Source organism: Bradyrhizobium sp. SMVTL-02, from assembly GCF_051853005.1.
Taxonomy (GTDB): Bacteria; Pseudomonadota; Alphaproteobacteria; order Rhizobiales; family Xanthobacteraceae; genus Bradyrhizobium.
Genome location: NZ_CP182469.1, coordinates 5,922,288 through 5,941,157 on the forward strand (window position 1 = coordinate 5,922,288; position 18,870 = coordinate 5,941,157).

Annotated in this window: 14 protein-coding genes; 3 read left to right on the forward strand and 11 right to left on the reverse strand. The window is 62.3% G+C overall.

Annotated elements, in window-relative coordinates; all coding sequences use genetic code 11:
* Positions 1-306 precede the first annotated feature (306 nt).
* The 9 genes from ACNJYB_RS28390 to ACNJYB_RS28430 all read right to left on the reverse strand — a co-directional run bounded on the left by ACNJYB_RS28390 (position 307) and on the right by ACNJYB_RS28430 (position 12,291).
* On the reverse strand, positions 307-2,268 hold the full coding sequence (locus tag ACNJYB_RS28390) for an APC family permease (RefSeq protein WP_439369841.1): 1,962 nt from the start codon (positions 2,266-2,268) through the stop codon (positions 307-309).
* A 271-nt stretch (positions 2,269-2,539) separates the two neighbouring features.
* A complete protein-coding gene (locus ACNJYB_RS28395; RefSeq protein ID WP_439369842.1) occupies positions 2,540-3,997 on the reverse strand; it encodes an aldehyde dehydrogenase family protein in 1,458 nt (485 codons plus the stop codon).
* A complete protein-coding gene (locus ACNJYB_RS28400; RefSeq protein WP_439369843.1) occupies positions 3,994-5,271 on the reverse strand; it encodes an NAD(P)/FAD-dependent oxidoreductase in 1,278 nt (425 codons plus the stop codon). The genes ACNJYB_RS28395 and ACNJYB_RS28400 overlap by 4 nt, the downstream gene beginning before the upstream one ends.
* 68 nt (positions 5,272-5,339) lie before the next feature.
* Positions 5,340-5,732: a hypothetical protein gene (locus ACNJYB_RS28405; RefSeq protein ID WP_439369844.1), complete on the reverse strand. Its 393-nt coding sequence runs from the start codon at positions 5,730-5,732 to the stop codon at positions 5,340-5,342.
* An 11-nt stretch (positions 5,733-5,743) separates the two neighbouring features.
* Positions 5,744-6,619 (reverse strand): GNAT family N-acetyltransferase, encoded by an 876-nt coding sequence (locus tag ACNJYB_RS28410; RefSeq protein WP_439369845.1) that lies wholly within the window; start codon positions 6,617-6,619, stop codon positions 5,744-5,746.
* A gap of 384 nt (positions 6,620-7,003) precedes the next feature.
* Positions 7,004-7,882, reverse strand: a complete 879-nt coding sequence (locus ACNJYB_RS28415; RefSeq protein WP_439369847.1) for an ABC transporter permease — start codon at positions 7,880-7,882, stop codon at positions 7,004-7,006.
* A 38-nt stretch (positions 7,883-7,920) separates the two neighbouring features.
* Positions 7,921-8,871: an ABC transporter permease gene (locus ACNJYB_RS28420; protein ID WP_439369848.1), complete on the reverse strand. Its 951-nt coding sequence runs from the start codon at positions 8,869-8,871 to the stop codon at positions 7,921-7,923.
* Positions 8,872-8,932: 61 nt separating this feature from the next.
* Positions 8,933-10,603 carry a peptide ABC transporter substrate-binding protein gene (locus ACNJYB_RS28425; RefSeq protein ID WP_439369849.1) on the reverse strand — a complete coding sequence of 557 codons (1,671 nt, stop codon included), beginning with the start codon at positions 10,601-10,603 and terminating at the stop codon, positions 8,933-8,935.
* A complete protein-coding gene (locus ACNJYB_RS28430; RefSeq protein WP_439369850.1) occupies positions 10,600-12,291 on the reverse strand; it encodes an ABC transporter ATP-binding protein in 1,692 nt (563 codons plus the stop codon). Before ACNJYB_RS28430 ends, ACNJYB_RS28425 begins: the two co-directional genes overlap by 4 nt.
* A gap of 658 nt (positions 12,292-12,949) precedes the next feature.
* Here ACNJYB_RS28430 and ACNJYB_RS28435 point away from each other — a divergent pair.
* Positions 12,950-14,275, forward strand: a complete 1,326-nt coding sequence (locus tag ACNJYB_RS28435) for an NAD(P)/FAD-dependent oxidoreductase (RefSeq protein ID WP_439369851.1) — start codon at positions 12,950-12,952, stop codon at positions 14,273-14,275.
* A 112-nt stretch (positions 14,276-14,387) separates the two neighbouring features.
* Positions 14,388-14,864: an Lrp/AsnC family transcriptional regulator gene (locus tag ACNJYB_RS28440; RefSeq protein WP_260375977.1), complete on the forward strand. Its 477-nt coding sequence runs from the start codon at positions 14,388-14,390 to the stop codon at positions 14,862-14,864.
* Positions 14,865-14,880: 16 nt separating this feature from the next.
* Here the strand turns inward: ACNJYB_RS28440 and ACNJYB_RS28445 are convergent, their stop codons facing one another.
* Positions 14,881-16,257 carry an aspartate aminotransferase family protein gene (locus ACNJYB_RS28445; RefSeq protein WP_439369852.1) on the reverse strand — a complete coding sequence of 459 codons (1,377 nt, stop codon included), beginning with the start codon at positions 16,255-16,257 and terminating at the stop codon, positions 14,881-14,883.
* A gap of 328 nt (positions 16,258-16,585) precedes the next feature.
* Between ACNJYB_RS28445 and ACNJYB_RS28450 the strand changes: the two genes are divergently transcribed.
* On the forward strand, positions 16,586-17,275 hold the full coding sequence (locus ACNJYB_RS28450; RefSeq protein WP_439369853.1) for a haloacid dehalogenase type II: 690 nt from the start codon (positions 16,586-16,588) through the stop codon (positions 17,273-17,275).
* A gap of 131 nt (positions 17,276-17,406) precedes the next feature.
* Here the strand turns inward: ACNJYB_RS28450 and ACNJYB_RS28455 are convergent, their stop codons facing one another.
* Positions 17,407-18,864 (reverse strand): NAD-dependent succinate-semialdehyde dehydrogenase, encoded by a 1,458-nt coding sequence (locus ACNJYB_RS28455; RefSeq protein WP_439369854.1) that lies wholly within the window; start codon positions 18,862-18,864, stop codon positions 17,407-17,409.
* Positions 18,865-18,870: the final 6 nt, after the last annotated feature.

The following is an 18,870-nucleotide window of genomic DNA, read 5'->3' on the forward strand; positions in this document are numbered from 1 at the left end:
CGGGGTCGCTGCTCCTCCGAGCACCCGCAGAGGGTTTGGACACTGCGTTAGGAACAAGAATTTCCCTTGAGGCGGTTATCCCGCGTCTGCTCTGCGAGGCACAAGACTTACCGGAGCACACTGTCCTGGCGTTCAATCTGCCGGGAGCAACATTCCAGCTAGGCGCAAATGGAGTAAGCCCGGGTTACAGTTGCAGAACCCGGAGGTAGAGCATCGGCGCCCAGATCAATGTGGTGTTGCCCGGTCGCGGTCTTTCGTAGTCTTTGCCATAGGCCGCAAGTCCCCGCCGCCTCCCCAGACTCCGACTCAGGCAGGCTGTCTATTCCGGCGGGCGCTGGCAGGTACGTTGCGCACATTCTTGTTCAGATCCAGGCGCCACGGAACGTTGATCACCGTTAAGTCGGGTTGTCCAAGCGCGATCAGCTGCCGGCGTAGCCGGAGCGCGCGATGGGTATGCAGGAAATGCTGGTACCAGCGCCGCTTGACGACCTCGGGAATGAGCACCGCGATGGGCTTGCCCGGGAATTGGCTCCTGATTTCGTCAATCGCTCTCAATATGGGAAACTGGATGGTGCGGTATTGGGCATGGAGTAGGACGAGACGCGGAGGCGCGAGCCCGACTTTCCGTGCGGGGACTTCAACGTCCGCCCACCACTTCTCCCTGAGCATGCGCTGCTCTTCCGTGGTATCAGGGCCTGACAGCTGCATCAGGTGAACGCCAACGACCTGGGGTGAAATGCTCAACGCAAACTTCAATGCATTGTCGCTCAACTTATTCCAGCCTTCGAAAGCCACGACAACGATGGGCGGGCTCAATCCACTGAGATCCAATGGCGTTGAATCGCGGAGCTGCGTGGCCAGTTCGTCATAATATGCCCTTATCACCTTGAGCAGGATGATGACGATTGGCAGCACCAACAGCGTTATCCAGGCTCCCTCGGTGAACTTGGCCGTGACAATAATGATGAGAGCGATAGCCGTCGTTCCTGCGCCTGCCGCATTGACCAGAAGATGGGCTTTCAATTGTCGCGGCTTCGGCTCTCCTGGTTGATCGATGGCGTGTCGCCAGTGCCAGGCCATCCCCGTTTGGGAGATCGTGAACGTGAGAAATGCACCGATGGCAAATAGCGGGATCAGACGGTCCGTTATGCCGCCAAAGACGATCAAGAGAATCCCCGATGTGAACCCGAGGTAGAGAATGCCGATGTCGAAAACCAAGCGACGGCCTGCGACTGCAAATGATTTTGGCAGAAAGCCGTCCTCGGCGACCACGTGGCAAAGGCGGGGGAAGTCGACGAAGCTGGTATTCGCCGAAAGAGCCAGTACACACAGGAGAGAGCCGATCGCGACGTAGTACACAAGCCCGTCTCCCACGACGGCGGCCGCAAGCTGCGACAGCACGCTGCGATAACCTTCCTGTTCCTGATTCATCGCACCGATTCCGTAAGCGCGGGTCAGGAGACTGATCCCGATCAACAGGATACCGAGGATCACGACGATGGCAGTTAGGGTCCGATGACCGTATTTCACGGTAGGCTCGCGAAACGCGGTCATGCCATTGGAAACGGCCTCGACGCCCGTCATCGCCGTGCAACCGCTGGCGAACGCGCGCAACAGCAACCAGAGGCTGGCACCCTCGATGGCTTTCCCAATGGGCGGGGGCGGCACCACCGGCTGGGGCGATCCGCCGGACGTAACCACATTGTACATACCGATCGCCAGGATGATGCCGAAACTCGCTACAAAGACGTAGGTCGGCAACGCGAACACCCTGCCGGCATCGAGCGTGCCGCGAAGGTTTACGACCGTCACCAAAGCCAAAATCGCGAGGCACAACGGAAGAATGTAAGGGTGCAGGACCGGCACGGCCGAGACCAACGCGCCCACGCCAGCTGCGATGCCCACCGCGACGTTCAGAACGTAGTCGATCATCAGCGCGGCAGCCGCGAGCAAGCCGGCATTGGTGCCGAGGTTGTCTTTTGCAACGATGTAGGCACCACCGTTGTTGGGGTACGCCCGAATGGTCTGCCAGTAGGAGGCGAACAATATCCCGAGAAGCACCACGATCGGTGCCATGACCCAACCAACGTAGAACGTCGCTGCCGCTCCGAGCGGCGTGAGAATTGTGAGAGCCGCCTCGGGCCCATAAGCGGACGAGCCGAGTCCGTCCAGCCCCATTGCGGGAAGCCCCTCGAACGCTCCGATCTTGCGTTCCTTGAACTCCCTATTGGCCAGGCGCCGGCCGAGAAGAAAATCGAGCAGACTCACGACTAAATCGGTCCGGCTGGGGGATATCAACTTCGAAACAATGGGACCCGACCTGTAAAGGTTCCTGGCGTCGCACAATTCAGAAGGAACCTGCAGGGTTGCAGGCCGAGCAAATGACCCGACGTATCTGCGACGAATGAGCTTCTTTGATCCGCAGCTACGAATCCCGATGCCTCTTGGTAACAACGACAGTGCGAAATCTGACCGGCCGATCACGGCGCAGACCGCATCGACAGTTTCGGGCGGTGCTAAGCAGATGTTTCCGCAGCTTTCAGCGATAAAATCCAAGGGCAGCCTTGGTCTCGAGATACTCCTCCATGCCCTCGATGCCATATTCGCGGCCGTTGCCGGAGCGCTTGTATCCGCCAAAGGGTGCGTTGGGGTCCCAGTCGGGATGGTTGAGATGAACTTGACCCGACCTTATCTGACGGGCGACTGCGCGCACCGTCTCAATATCAGTGCCCTGCACATGGGCGCCGAGGCCGTAGACGGTGTCGTTGGCGATGGCAATCGCCTCGTCCGCGGTGTCGTAGGGAATGATCGACAGCACCGGGCCGAAGATTTCCTCCTGCGCGATCCTCATGTCGCGACGGACGTTCGAGAAGATGGTCGGCCGCGCATAGAAGCCGATCCGAAGGTCGGTCGGCCGCCCGGGCCCGCCGATGACGAGCTTGGCGCGTTCCTCCAGGCCCACGCGGATCATGGCCTGAACCCGCTCGAACTGTGGATGGTTCGCAATCGGACCATGGGTCGTGTTTTCCGCAAGCGGATTGCCGACCACCAGCTCAGAAGCGGCGGCGGCCGCCAGGATCTCGACCTCCCCCATCCGTGAGCGGGGCACGAGCATGCGCGTCGGCGCGCTGCAGGATTGGCCGAGATTGCGGAAGGCGGCGCCGACGCCGAGCGGAACAGCACGGCCGAGATCGGTGTCCGGCAAGATGATGTTCGGCGACTTGCCGCCGAGCTCCTGGGCAACGCGCTTGACGGTGGGCGCCGCCGCTTGCGCGACGAGAACGCCGGCGCGCGTCGAGCCGGTGATCGAGATCATGTCGACCTCTGGATGCGACGCCAGAGCGGCGCCGACGATCGCGCCGGTCCCGTTGACGAGATTGAACACGCCGGGCGGGCAGCCGGCAGCGTCCATCAGCTCGGCGAACAGCAAGGCGCTCAGCGGCGACAATTCACTCGGCTTCAACACCACCGTGCAGCCGGCTGCTATCGCGGGGCCCACTTTGGCGGTGATCTGGTAGAGAGGCCAGTTCCAGGGGGTGATGAGGCCGCAGACGCCGATTGCCTCGCGTAGGATCGCGGTGCGGCCGCGCGCGGTGATGAAGGGATAAGTCGCGAGATTGTCCCGGGCGACACGGATATGTTCGGCGGCCAGCGGCACCTGGGCGCGGCGCGCGTAGGTGATGGCGGCTCCCATCTCGCACGTGAGGGCCTGTGCGAACAGTTCCAGCCGCTCCAGGAGCAAACCGTGAACCCTGTCGAGCAGCGCCGCCCTCTCAGCAGATGGCGTAAGGGACCAGCTGCCGAAGGCTTTTCTCGCAGCTGCGACCGCACTGTCGACATCCTCGTCATTGCCGAGAGCGACGTCTGCGATCCGCTGCTCGGTCGCCGGATTGACGACGCTCGCCGTGGCCGAGCCGACCGGCTTGCGCCATTCTCCATCGATGTAGAATTTGCCGAGGAAGCCGGCTTCCGCCAGGTATCGAACGGGCGAGGTCATTGGAAGCGATCCTTGATGCGATAGTAGGCGCCGACCAGCGGAAGGAACCAGGGCGGACCGAGATGGCCGGGAATGGCGGGCCAGGCGAAGTCCTTCCACGGATTGAGATCGGCGCGGCCGTCCATGACCTCAGCCATGATCGTCCCCATCAGGGTCGACATCTGGGTGCCGTGGCCGCTATAGCCCATGGAATAGTAGATACCGTTGCGTTCGCCGGCGCGCGGCAGCCGGTCGCGCGTCATGTCGACCATTCCGCCCCAGCAGTAATCGACGCGCACGCGGCGAAGCTCGGGAAACACGTCGTGCAGCGCCGCCTGCAGGATGGCGCCGCTCTTCTCGTCTGATGTCGGATTGGAGATGGCGAAGCGCGCGCGTCCGCCGAACAGCAGCCGGTTGTCGGGCGTCGTTCGGAAGTAGTTGACCAGATTCTTCGTATCCACCGCCATTCGGCGGCTTGGCAGAAGTCGATCGAGCGTCGCGAGCGGCAGGGGCTCGGTGACGATCAGGAAAGCACCGACTGGAACGATCCGGCGTCGAATCCAACCCAGCGGTCCGGTTTGCGAGATGCCGCTCGCAAGCAGAACCTGCGAGGCCCGTAGCCGACCTTTGGATGTCTCGATCTCGTGTCCGCCTCCGGCGATCGGCCGCAGGCCCATCATCGGCGTATGCTCGTGGATCTCGACGCCGCGCCGCGCCGCGGCTTCCGCGAGGCCGCGAACGAAGCGCCCGACATGCATGCCGGCGCTCTTGCGGTAGATGAGCCCGCCATAATAACGCTGCGAGCCCACTTCGCCGGCGAGGCCAGCACGGCTCACCATCTCCGTATCCGGATCAACATTGGCGGCGAGCAATTCCTGGCTGCGCGCCAGCTTGTCATAATGCTCCGGCCTCGCCGCGAGCTTGATCTTGCCGACGCGCGCGAAGCTGCAGTCGATCTTCTCTTCGGTCACAAGACGTTCGACCGTGTCGACGCCGGCGTCGAAGGCCCGGTAGAGCCGGTCGGCAGTGTCCTTACCGAGCCTGGCCGAGAGCGTGCCGTAGTCCTGGGCGAACCCGTTGTTGCACATCCCGCCGTTGCGGCCGGACGCCGCGTGCCCGATCGTCTCGGCTTCGAGCAGCACCACGCGCGCGCCCTTCTTGGCGAGCGCCAGCGCGGCGGAGGAGCCGGTCAGGCCGCCCCCAATCACTGCGACGTCGCAGCTTCCCTGCAGCGGCCCTGCCGCGGCCGCCGTGAACGGCCCCGATGTATCCAGCCAATAGGACGCAAGCTTCATACCCGGCTCCAAGAGCTCCACTCATGACCGCTGGGCTTCGCACATCGCGGCAACCCACATCGGTTGAACTAACAGCCGCGCATCCGCGGCCATTGCGCTTCGATTACGTCGCTGCCGGCGCAGACGACGTTGTACAGATCGTGTTGCGATGCCGTCGCGCAGGCCTGATTAGGCTGGATCCTGACTTTCGCGCCGATCGAAAGATGCGGCAAAGCTTGCGTCGATCCCGATCTCATCGCGAGGATGCCGTGCTCCTGGCTTGCCTGCGCGACGATCAAGTCCGGATAAACCCTGCCGGAGAGATCGCAGACCAGACCATAGCCCTGGTCAACCCACAGACGGTCGAGATTGCGATCCAGCCGGCCTCCCGCGAGCAGGAGGGCCGGTGTTGCCAACGTGCTCGCCGTTCCGGCGCTTTCGCCCTTCTGGGTATCCGGTCCGTGAATATCCTGCCGCAGCACTTCGATGCCTCCTAGCCGAACGACTGGTTGGCGATCGCGAAGCTGCGCGCCGGCCCGGTCGATGGTGTCGGCGCGCCCAAGATCATGGTGGTGGCGTGGCTGACCTGGTGCAGACCGATGCGTTCGAGCCACGCTCCGAGCTGCGACGTGGCGGAGGTGTCGATGCGAACGAAGCGAGGCCCGAGGCGTACGAGCGCAGCCTCGATCAGCGCGCGCGCGTCGGCCGGGCTTTCGGCAACGACTGGGCCGATGACATGCCCGCGGCCGAAAAGCCGGGAGATGGCGTAACCGCGGGGCATGCCGTCACGGTGCAGGACATAGCCATCCCCGCTCTGGACGAGCCGATCCAGCATCCGGTGCCTTTCCCAACCGGTGGCCTCGCGATCGAGCCGCACCATTGCCTCGAAATCCGATGCAGCCATTGACCCGACGCGGCCCGAGCGCGGCGCCTCGCGGGCTTCGCTCGGAATTCCCTGATGCTGGTGGATGACCCCGATCGGCACGAAGCCGCGGCGCCCGTAAAGGGCGATGCCTTCGGCCGTCGAATTCAGTGCGATGGTCCGCGGAAGTGCCGACGCCAGCAACGCATCCATGAGCCGCGCCCCATAGCCGCGGCCCTGAGCCGCCTTCGCGACGATGATCATCCCGGCGGAAGCATGGGTCGCGCCATATGGCCACCACGCCGCTGTCCCGATCACCACTCCGGCGCGCTGTAGAACGAAGCCATGGCCCAACTGCAGCGCGACGTCCCAATCCTCGATCCGGTAGGGCCAACCCATCTCCTGCGAGAGCTTCAGGGCGCCCTCCAGGTGCGCTCTGGCGAATGGAAGCAGCACCGCGGCCTCATTGTTGCGTTCGCCGGTTCGGTAAGCCGCGCTCGTCATCATGGGTCGTCTCTTGGTCGCGGTGCCGGCCTGATTGCCAGTGGCGGGGCGCAGCCATCTGACGATCCCCGCACCTGCAGCGTACGTTGCGCCCGACAGCATTACGCGATCGGACCGCAGCAAAGTTCGGCATAGAATTCCATTGAAGGTGCCCGGGAGCGGCCAATCTGCTGTCAGGAGCCGCCGCCCAACAAACCGCTTCGAGCGGGCCCTCAGAGCAGGCTCACTCAGCCTTCCAGTCCAGCACGATCTTGCCGCAGGTGCCCGCCCGCATGATCTCGAATCCGGTCCTGAACTCGGCGACCGCCAGGCGGCGCGTCATGATCATGCATGGCCTTAGCTTCTCCTATGTCTCGTCGCGTTCAGCCGAGGCTTGGCTCGGACTGATCAGATGTGGTCGTTCCGAACGTCGAGGGCATCTCGCAGGCCATCGCCGATGAAATTGAAGCTCGTCACCGCAATCGTAATCGCGGCGCCGGGAATGATGGCGAGCCATGGAGCGCTCGCCAGATATTGCTGGGCGCCGTTGAGCATGTTGCCCCAGCTCGGCAACGGCGGCTGGATGCCGTAGCCGAGGAAGCTGATATAGGCTTCCAGAAGAATCGCGCGGGCGACCGCCAGGCTTGCGGCGACGATGATTGGGCCCATGGCATTGGGCAGGATCTCGCGGAACACGATGTGCCGGCGGCTCAGCCCCACCATGCGTGCAGCCTGGACAAACTCGCGCTCGCGCAGCGAGCGGACCTCGGCCTCGAGGATTCTGGCGGTCTCCATCCAGCTCGTGACGGCAATGATGACGGTGATCATCACCGGGCTCGGCCGCAGCACTGCGGCCAGCGCCAGCACGAGGAAGATGGAGGGGTACGAAAGGAAGCCGTCCACAGTGCGCATCAGCGCTGCCCCGACCCAGCCGCCGCGATAGCCCGCCGTCACGCCGACCAGGGTGCCGATCAGCGTCGACAGCAGCATCGCGGAGAATCCCACCAGCAGCGACACGCGCCCTGCCATCAATAGCCGTGCGGCCAAGTCACGTCCGAGAGGGTCGGTGCCGAAATAGTGGTGACCGCTGAGAGGTGGCGCAAAGCGGGCGCGCAGATCGATCTGGAGCGCGTCGTACGGCAACGCATAGGGGCCGATGGCGCACGCCAGCACAAGCACGGTGATCATCGCGATCCCGGCAAGTGCCAGATGATGGCGCATGAAGCGCGCCACCGCACGGCTGTGCCACCAGCGAGTTGGAGCTGCGTGCACGACGATGGCGGTCATATCTGCTGCCTCCTGGTAACATAGGTGAGCCGGCGGGCTCAGCCCAGGCGAATGCGCGGGTCGACGGTGGCGATGACGATGTCTGCGATCAGATTGCCCAGCACGACCAGGATGGCCGAGAAGATCAACAGCCCCATCACCATCGGATAGTCACTGTAGCCGAGGCTGTCGAGAAACAGCCGCCCCATTCCCGGCCAGGTGAAGACCGTCTCCGTCACCAATGCGCCGGTCAGAATGCTGGGCAACTGCATCCCGGCCAGGGTGATCATCGGCAACAGCGCATTGCCGACGACATGCTTCAGCAGGATGCGTCGCTCGCTCACACCCTTGGCGCGGGCGGTCTTGATGAAGTCCTGGCTCAGCGCGTCGAGCGTCGCCGTTCGCATGTAGCGGCTCCAGATCGCGACATGAACCAGTGACAGCACCAGGCTCGGCAGGATCAGATGGTGCAGATAATCCAGCACCGAGCCATCGCCGATCGTGTACATGTTGCCTGCAGGAACCCAGCCGAGCTTCAGCGTGAAGGTGTAGATGCCGATGAGGCCGGACCAGAAGGTCGGCACCGACAGTGCGACCATGGCACCGACAGTCGCGCAATAGTCGAACAGGGAATAGCGGTGCGTGGCACCGCGGACGCCGATCCAAGTGCCGGCCGCGATTGCCAATGCAGTGGATGTGCCCATCAGCAGAAGCGTCGCCGACAGATGTCGGCCAATCACCGCCAGCACCGCAGAGCCATCGCGGAAAGAGTGTCCCCAGTCGCCCCGGATCAGTCGCCAGGCCCAGTCCAGATACTGAATCCAAAGCGGCCGGTTTAGCCCCAGCTGCGCTGCAAGTCGCTCGACGTCCTTCTGCGTCATGCCGGGATCGAGACCGAATTGCGCGAGATGACCGCCCGGCATGAGGTTGAGAACCGTGAAGCCGATGATCGAGACGATCACCAGCAGCACGATGCTCTGCGAGAGGCGATTGAGCAGGAAGGCAGACATCCGAGACCTCCGGTAGCGTGACTATGGCGTTCGCCGTCCTTCCAGGTCCGGCGGACGGACATCAGCTCGCCCAGTACCAGGCCAGCGCATTCCAGGATTCCGTGCGCGTATTGCCGTTCGGCACGAAGCCGTTGATCCCTTTCTTGAGACCTTCGACCGCATTGCTCTGGTACAACGGAAGGAAGGGCAGGTCGCCACGAACAAGTTCCTGGACGCGAGAGTAGATCGCGCGCCGGGCTTCAGGATCGAAGGTGCGCGCGCCCTTGTCGAGCAGGGCGTCGACCTCCGGATTTGCATACTGCGCATTGTTCGAGCCGCGACCGCCCTTCACTCCGATCGAACGCGAGTGAAGGCGATTGGTGACATCCGGATCGGCGCCGATCAGGTACGAGCTGCCGACGATCACGGAATCGAATTGCGATTGCATCCAGAACTCGCCCCACATCACGGCGGCGGGCAAGTTCGATATCTTCATCTCGACGCCCAGCTGAGCAAAGGTCTGCTGAAGGAATTGCTGCACCTGTTCGCGGAGGGGATCGCCGGACGTTGTCGAATTGGTAAAGGACAGACGGACGCCATTCTTGGTGCGAATGCCGTCGCCTCCGGTCGCCCAGCCGGCCTGATCGAGGATCTTGCGCGCGCGATTCAGGTCGAATTGGTGCAGCGGCAGATTGGCGTTGAAGAAGAAGGACTGCCGCGGCATAAAGGTCTCCGTCGGCGTCGGCACGCCGTAGTAGAGCCCCTGGATGATCGCCTCCTTGTCGATCGCCGCATAAAGCGCCTCGCGGACCGCAAGTTCCTTGAACTGCGGGCGCTCGAGGTTCAGGTAGAAGGATTCGAACGAGGCCCTGGGGACCAGCGTCACCACGCGGTTCGGCAGGGTCTTGGCTTCGCCATAGTGATCGGGCGTGATGTAGGGCTGACCCACGAGATCGATGTCGCCGCTCCTGAACTGGGTGTAGAGGACGGTCAGATCGGGAATGTATTTGAAGACCAGCCGCTCGATATGAGGGCCTTCACCGAAGTATTCGGTGTTGGCCACGAGTTCGAGATGATCACCAGCAACCCGCTTGCCCCACTTGAACGGGCCGGTGCCGACCGGCGCCTGGTTGAAGGCGGCGTTGTTCGGATTGGCCTCTTTCTCCAGGATGTGCTTGGGCACGATGAAGGTTTCGGTCAGGAACGACAAATACGGCGCAAAGGCCTCTTCCATTCGCCACGAGATCTCCGTGGGGGAGACCACCGTGATGTCGCGCACGAGAGCATGGCCGGACGTGCGCCAACTCCGGAAGTTGGGGTTCGTGATCAGTTCGAGCGTGAACTTCACGTCCTCGGCGCTGAAAGGCTTGCCGTCGTGCCAGCGGACATCGTCACGCAACCGAATGCGCCATTTGAGACCGTCTTCCGAAATACCGCCGTTCTTCTGGTTCGGCACTTCCAATGCAAGGTTGGGCTGAATGACGCCCTGAGGATCGATGCGGAAGAGCGCGTCAAAAACCGAGAAATGCACGCCATCGTCGACTTCGATGTGGACCATCAGCGGATTGAAGACGGTCGGCTCCTGTCCAAGTCCGACGATCACGCGGCCGGTTGGCTTTGCCGAAGAGGTGCGCGCCAAGGCCGGCTTGCCCAGGAGATTGGGCGCGAAGAGGCCGGCACTTCCGCCAATTGCCACCATGCGCAGGGCATCGCGCCGCGAGTAGTTCGATGTCGTCGCAGAACGCTCGGTCATAACTTCTCTCCTTGCCTGTGGTGTCCGGCGCGGCTTTCATCTTGGGGCATTTCCCCGGGCTGCTCTCCGGGGATCGCTGCCACCAGTTCGCGCGTGTAGCTGGATTTCGGGTCGAGGAAGATCTGAGACGGCGGTCCGCGTTCAACGATCTGTCCTCGATGCATGACGGCAATTTCATCGCAGATCTGGCTTGCGACGCGCAGATCATGGGTGATGAAGATCATCGAGACGCCCGTCTCGCGCTGAATTTGATCCAGCAGCTTGAGGATTTGGGCCTGGATCGAGACGTCGAGCGCAGAGACCGCCTCGTCGGCAATCAGCAGCTTTGGCTTCAACATCAGCGCCCGCGCGATCCCGATGCGCTGGCGCTGCCCGCCGGAGAACTCGTGGGGATAGCGATCGAAGGCTCCTGAATCGAGGCCGACGTGGGACAGAAGCTCCCGCGCCCGCCCACAAGCCTCGCCGTAGGGCACCCCATGTGCGACTGGACCGACCGTGAGAATATGTCCGACCGTCGATCGCGGATTCAGCGAGGCAAAGGGATCCTGGAAGATCATCTGGATCTTGGGCCGCAGCGATCGAAACTCGGCCTCGGAAAGCCCGGCGATGTCGCGCCCTTCGAACAGAATCGAGCCGCTGTCGCACTCCATGAGCTTGATCAGCAGCCGACCGAGCGACGACTTGCCCGAACCGCTCTCCCCGACGACGCCGAGCGTGCGGCCCGACGTGAGGTCGAAGCTGACCCCATTGACCGCAGGCACGATGCGCTGCGTGCGGAAAAGCGCGCTGCCGCTGCGATAGGTTTTTGCGAGGCATTCGACCTTGAGAATGGCGAGTGGGTCAGCAGCTTCCAGGGCCACACGGTTTTTGCCGGTCAGGTGCGGGACGGCTGCGATCAGGCGGCGCGTATAGAGATGGCTGGGCGACTTCAGCACCTGCTCGGCACCGCCCTGCTCCACGCAATGGCCTTTCTCCATCACCACAACGTAGTCGGCGATCTCGGCCACGACGCCGAAGTCATGGGTGATGAACATGACGCTCATCCCCTTCCGGCGCTGAATGTCGCGGATCAACTTGAGGATCTGCGCCTGGGTCGTCACGTCCAGGGCGGTGGTCGGCTCGTCCGCGATCAGGATCGCGGGCTCTAGAGCCAGAGCCATGGCGATCATCACGCGCTGCCGCTGTCCGCCCGAAAGCCGGAATGGATATTGGTGATACATCAGCTGCGGATCGGGCAGACCCACTTCGATCAACAGGTCAATCGCCCTGCTGCGACGGGAGGCCGGCGTTCCAACGTCGTGCGCAGCCATCACCTCCTCGATCTGCGCGCCCACGGTCATCAGCGGGTTGAGCGCCGAGAGAGGGTCTTGAAAGATCATTGAAACGACGCGGCCGCGCAGGCTGCGGAGCTTGTCGGGCGAGAAACCTACGATGTTCATCCCGTCCAGGTGGATCGCACCCGAGGAGACCCGGATCGCCTTCGGCAAAAGCCCCATGATCGCGTTGGCGGTGACCGACTTGCCCGATCCGGATTCCCCGATGATACAGAGAATCTGTCCACGTTTCAGATCGAAGGAGACGTTCTCGACGGCGTAGGCCCGCTCCATTCCCATCGGCAGACTTACGGTCAGTTCGCGCACCGAGAGCGCCACATCCGTGGGAGTTGCCACGTCGATGCCAGAGGCCATAGGAACATCCTCCCCTCTCAACCGAGCACGGTCACCCTGCTGCCGGCCGCGCCTTCGGCCCTTTGCGTCGATACGCTTCTTGGACAGGTCAATAATTCGGCGCTCAACTTGCCATTCCTTCGTTGGAGGCTGCGACATGATTCAGGCCTGTTCGCGCAAGAAGCAGCAGCTGATGCTCAGAGCGCGCCACCGGCCTGATCGGCCACCTCGATCGAAGCGAAGCTCGGATGTCACCCCCGTCATGGCTTGATCGCTTTCCGCGAAGGCCCGCCCCTGGATAAGGCTCATGCAAGTTGCCTCTTTGGACTTCGGCCATCGATCGGCTGGTTCTGCCGATCTTGACGATGTCGATCACCCCGGAGTCGCCGAAAGCCGGCATCGAAGCAGCATGAACTTCTGAAAACGAAGTCCGATTTGGCATTTCAGTCTGCGCCGCGAGGCCCGCGGCGGCGCCCAGCCAGGAGAGAGCGCAAGGGATTGCGGGAGCGCGTCCGTCGGTCTCGGCGCCTGCAAATGCGGTGCAGGCAAAGTATTTTCGCAATAATAGCCTGTGTCGAAGGCGGTAAACCGCAGGATGTTCGGCCACACGACGAAAGTCCGCGGGGAGCTGCCGAAATTCCTCGGTTACGTTACGGCAACCACCGGAGATTCCTGTCCGATGAGCGCGCCGCTCCTGCATATCGAATCCAGTCCATCCCTACCTCGTGAGGCAGACGTCGTGGTCATCGGCGGCGGCGTCGTGGGCGTGTTCACAAGCTACTATCTCGCTCGTCGCGGCCTCAAGGTTGCGTTGCTTGAAAAGGGCCGCGTCGCCGCCGAGCAGTCCAGCCGCAACTGGGGATGGTGCCGCCAACAGAACCGCGATGCGCGCGAGCTACCGCTTGCGACCAGGAGCCTGGATCTCTGGGAAAGGGTTGCTGGAGAGACCGGTGAAGATACGGGTTTTCGCCGCTGCGGGCTTTTGTATCTGTCGAACGACGAGAATGAGCTGGCGGGCTGGGCAAAGTGGCGAGACCTCGCCAGGACCGTGGGCGTCAAGACGCACATGCTGAGTGCGGAAGAAGCGAACGACCGAGGCAAGGCGACCGGTCGCAAGTGGAAAGGCGGCGTCTTCTCGCCGACTGACGGGACGGCAGATACTTCAAAGGCCGTGCCCGTCGCCGCGCGCGGGATCATGGCGGCGGGTGGCACCGTGCACCAGCTTTGCGCGGCTCGCGGCATAGAACTCAGCGCCGGCCGGGTCAGCGGAGTGGTGACCGAGGCGGGCACGATCCGGACGAAGACGGCGGTCATGGCAGGAGGTGCATGGGCTTCGTCGTTCTGCAACCAGCTGGGAATTCGCTTCCCTCAGGCATCGGTACGCCAGTCCATTCTCGCTCTGGCCCCTGGCGCCGCCGGCCTGCCCGATGCCCTTTACACCGGGCTCGTCTCGCTCACGCGGCGCGGCAATGGCGGATACACGCTCGCTATCAGCGGGCGCGCGCGAGTCGATCCGACGCCGCAGCAGTTCAGGTTCGGCCGCGAATTCCTGCCCATGTTCGCCCGCCGCTGGCGAAGTCTCAGCCCTGGGGCTTTCGAGGGCCTGCGACAGGGCCATGAAACCCTGGGGAAATGGGGGCTCGATGAGGTGACCCCGATGGAGCTGAACCGGACGCTAGATCCTCGTCCTGACATGAGGCAGATTCGCGCGACGCATCGACGAGCTTGCAAGCTCGTGCCGGAACTTGAGCAAGTCGAAATCTCAAATGTTTGGGCCGGCTACATCGACAGCACGCCGGACGGCATTCCAGCAATCGGTGAAGTTGAGTCGATTCCAGGGTTCATCCTTGCGGCGGGATTCAGCGGCCACGGTTTTGGAATTGGCCCAGGCGCGGGTCATATGATCGCTGACATCATCACGGGTAGTCCGCCGATCGTCGACCCGCGCCCCTACAGGCCGGAGCGGCTGACAATGAGCGCCTGGGGCAAGGTCAGCGAGTTCTAATTGCAGTTCCCGCCCCCGGTGGGAAAAGATGCTGGTTGATGCTATGAGATGCATATGACGATGAAGTCTCGAAGCATTGACGCCGTAATCGCCCGGATCTGATGGCATTGCTATGAAGCTCGATAAGATCGACATCAGGATTTTATGCGAACTGCAGAAGAACGGCCGGATTTCCAACGTCGAGCTCGCAGAGCTGATCAACCTTTCTCCGAGCCCGTGCCTGATGCGCGTCAAAAGGCTCCAGACGGAGGGCTTCATCACCGGCTATTCCGCCCAGATCGATGTTGCCAAGCTCGGACAAACGCTAACCGTCTTCGCTGAAATCACCCTGAAGAATCACCGGCAGATCGATTTCGCCCGCTTCCTCACGACCATTGAAAAGATCGATTCCGTCGTCGAATGCCACCTTGTTTCGGGCGGGTACGACTATCTCGTCAAGTTCATCACGGCTGGGATCAGCGAATACCAGGCCGTCATGGAACGGCTGGTCGAGATGGATATCGGCATCGACAAGTATTTCAGTTTCGTGGTGCTGAAGTCCCCGATCGTGAAATCCCATCTGCCGCTCGAAAGCATATTCAATAACTGACAGACAGGCGCGTCAATTATCCTCTCATCGCTGCGCGGACGTCCCTGTCTTGCAGCGTCTGGTCGAGCGTGGTCCTCGTCCGTTCGATGATGCCGTCGATATCCGCATCCGTGCAGCAGAGCGGCGGCGCGTAGCCCAGCACGCCCTGGGCAAAGGCGCGGATGACGAGGCCGTTGTCCCATGCGCGGTCGAAAATACGGCGTGCTGGATCGGCTTCCGCCGGCAGGGGCGTCCTGCGCTCCTTATCAGTGACGAGCTCGATTGCAGCCAGCATGCCGCGACCGCGGACATCGCCGACAAGCGGATGATCGGCCAGCGCGCGAAGACCTTCCATCAGGCGGTGTCCCGCCTTCCGACCGTTTTCCAGTAAACCGTTTTCGTAAAGATCAAGGCATGCAAGCCCGACGGCTGCGCTGACGGGATGTGCGGAATAGGTGTAGCCGTGGCCGACGGCAGACTCGCCGGCACCATCGGCAATCGTGTTGTAGACGCGGTCGGACATCAGAACGGCCCCCATCGGCACATAGCCCGACGTCAAGCCCTTTGCCGTGGTCATGAGATCCGGCACGACGTCATCCTCTTCACAGGCGAACAGCGGACCGACACGGCCAAAGCCGGTGATGACCTCATCGACAACGAACAGAATGTCGTGCTCCTTGCAAACAGCGTGCATGGCCTTCAGCCAGCATGGCGGCGGCACGAGGACGCCTCCCGATCCCTGTACCGGCTCGACATAGAAGGCCGCGACGCGTTCGGCGCCGAGCTCGGCGATCTTGGCCCGCAGAGCGGCGACCGACGCCGCGATGATAGCCTGGGGGTGGGAACCGACCGGATTGCGATAGGCGTAATGCGACGGTATTTTGTGCTGCCAGTTGTATGGCACTCCGAAGCCCGCATGAAAGGCCGGCAGCGCGGTCAAGCCGGCCCCTGCAGTCGACGATCCATGGTAGCCATACTCGACCGAAATGAACCGGTCCTGCTGTGGCGTCCCCCTGGCATGATGGTAGTACGAAATGAACCGGATCGTGCTGTCGATCGCGTCGGAGCCACCTAACGTGAAATAAACATGGTTCAGGTCACCAGGCGCCAATTCAGCCAGCCTGGCGGCCAGCCGGATGGCCGGGTCGGAGCCCAACCCGAAATAACCCGTCGCATAGGGAAGTTCGCGCAACTGCCTCGTGGCCGCTTCGACGATGCTGTCCTGTCCGTAGCCGGCATTGACACACCACAGACCCGCAAAACCGTCGAGCAATTGACGTCCCGAGACATCGGTCAGCGTCGCGCCCTTCGCTGACTTCAGCACACGGACGCCTGCCGTCTCGTGGCTGCGATAGGATGAGACCGGGTGAACGAGATGCGCCCGATCGAGTTCAATCAGCGAGTTGCTCAACATGTCGTCCTCCAGATCAACCGCAATGCTTGGGCGACCACCCCGATGCTTTCGGGCTCAATGTAAGCTGCCGAAGACGGCACTTGCTCCCAGGCAGGACACCGGCGGAAGGCGTTTTGACTTTCATTGACGATTGACGCGGCATCTTGTGCCGGCATTGGGCGGCGCCGGCGCTCGACTTGTTTGCGCAACTCTCTGCCATAGCTCCGATCCGATACGACACAATCTGCTCCCGACCGCCGCGATAGCGGTGCTTTCTCTGGTCGGCTGCCCGTTATGATGCTTGTCGTGCCGGGAAGCGGTGCGAGAGGATTGAAGAAGGATTCGAGCCATGGCGACGTTCAGACCCAAATACGTCACCTTCGACTGCTACGGCACGCTGACGAATTTCGACATGGCGGGCGCGGCGAGGAGAGTTTATGGCGCCGAGCTTTCGCCAACGGCTATGGCAAAGCTCATCAAGGACTTTTCTGCCTATCGCCTGGACGAGGTTCTCGGCGCGTGGAAGCCGTACTTCGAGGTCGTGCACAATGCGCTGGAGCGCGCATGCAAACGAAACGGTATCGTATTTCGGCCGGAGCATGCCCAGCGCATCAATGAGGAGATCCACACTTGGGGTCCACATCCCGACGTTCCGGCAGGCCTGGCCAAGGTCGCCAGGGAGATTCCGCTGGTCATCCTGTCGAACTCAATGAAGAACCTCATCATGTCGAATGTGGAGAAGCTTGGCGCTCCCTTCCACATGGTCATCACGGCGGAGGAGACCGGCGCCTACAAGCCGCAGATGAAGGGCTTCGAGTATATGCTGGACAAGCTGGGCTGCGGCCCGGACGATATCACCCACGTCTCCTCTTCCTTCCGCTACGACCTGATGACCGCCTACGACCTCGGCATCAAGAGCAAGGTCTGGGTGAACCGCGGTCACGAGCCCGCGAACCCCTTCTATGAATACACCGAGGTCGCTGGCATCGACGGGCTCGCCGCGGCGGTCGGCCTGGAGCCGATGCGCAAAACCGCGTGAGAGCGATTGGTTCTGGTCCTCTCGCTGCGCTTCATTTCTTCGAAGCTTCGATGGATTGGTGTGATGTGAAGGAAAGAGGGGGCGGTTCGACCGCCCCCTCTCTTGCTTCCGATGCCGATCCGATGGACCGCTCAGTCCAGCCCGCCCACGTGGAGCGCCTTCGTCTCGAGATATTCTTCTATCCCGAGCTGGGATCCCTCGCGTCCGAGGCCCGACTGCTTGATGCCGCCGAAAGGCGCCACCTCGGTCGAGATCAGGCCGGTGTTCAGGCCGACCATGCCGAACTCGAGCGCCTCGGCAACGCGCCAGGAGCGCCTCAGGCTCTCAGTGAAGAAATAGGCGGCAAGGCCGAAGGGCGTGCCATTTGCTATCGCAATCGCCTCGTCCTCGGTCTCGAACCGAAAGAGCGGTGCGACCGGCCCGAAGGTCTCCTCTGAAGCCAGGAGCATCTCGGTCGTCGCGCCGCCGAGCACGAGAGGTCGGGCATATTGCCGACCTTCCGGCACCGCGTCACTCTCCGCGATGATCTTTGCGCCCTTGTCCAGGGCGTCCACGACGTGCCGCTTGATCTTCTCGATCGCGGCGCCATTGATCATCGGCCCTATCGCCACGCCGTCCTCCGTGCCGGGACCGACCTTCATTTTCGCGACCCGGCCGGCAAGCTTCTGGGCGAAGGCGTCGTAAATGCCGGATTGAACGAGAATGCGATTGCAGCAGACGCATGTCTGCCCGCCATTGCGGAATTTTGACGCAATCGCCCCCTCGACCGCCCGGTCGATATCGGCATCGTCAAAAACGATGAACGGCGCGTTGCCGCCGAGCTCGAGGCTCAGCCGCTTGATGTTGTCAGCAGCACCTTTCATCAACAAGGCGCCGACGCGGGTCGATCCGGTAAACGAGATCTTGCGAACGGTTTCGTTGGCCATCAGCTCCTTTCCAATGTCCGCCGGCATGCCCGTCACGATGTTGATCACGCCCGCGGGAATTCCCGCCCGCTCGGCCAAAACAGCGATGGCGAGGGCCGAAAAGGGCGTGAATTCGGAGGGCTTGATGACCACAGTGCAGCCGGCAGCCAGCGCGGGTGCCACTTTGCGGGTAATCATCGCGTTCGGGAAATTCCAGGGCGTGATGATCCCGCAGACGCCCGCCGGCTCTTTCAGCACCAGGATACGGCGGTCGACGGTCGGTGACGGGATCGTCGATCCGTTGATCCGCCGTGCCTCTTCTGCAAACCATTTGACGAAGGACGCCCCATAACGGATTTCGCCGAGCGATTCAGCAAGCGGCTTGCCCTGTTCCAGCGTCAGTAGAAGCGCCAAATCTTGCTCATGATGCCGCATGAGCTCATACCAGCGCTCGAGCAGTACGGCACGCTCTGCATGAGTCTTTGCCTTCCAGTGCTTGAACGCAGCGGCGGCGGCCTCGATTGCTGCCCTGGTCTCGTCTCGACCCATGTGGGGGATGGTACCAAGCACGCTCTGGCTCGCGGGATCGATGACATCAACAACCGCCTTCGTGCTCGCATCCCGCCAGGTACCGCCGATCAGCGCTTGCTGCCGAAACAGATCCTTCTCCTTCAATGCAATCATGGCCTT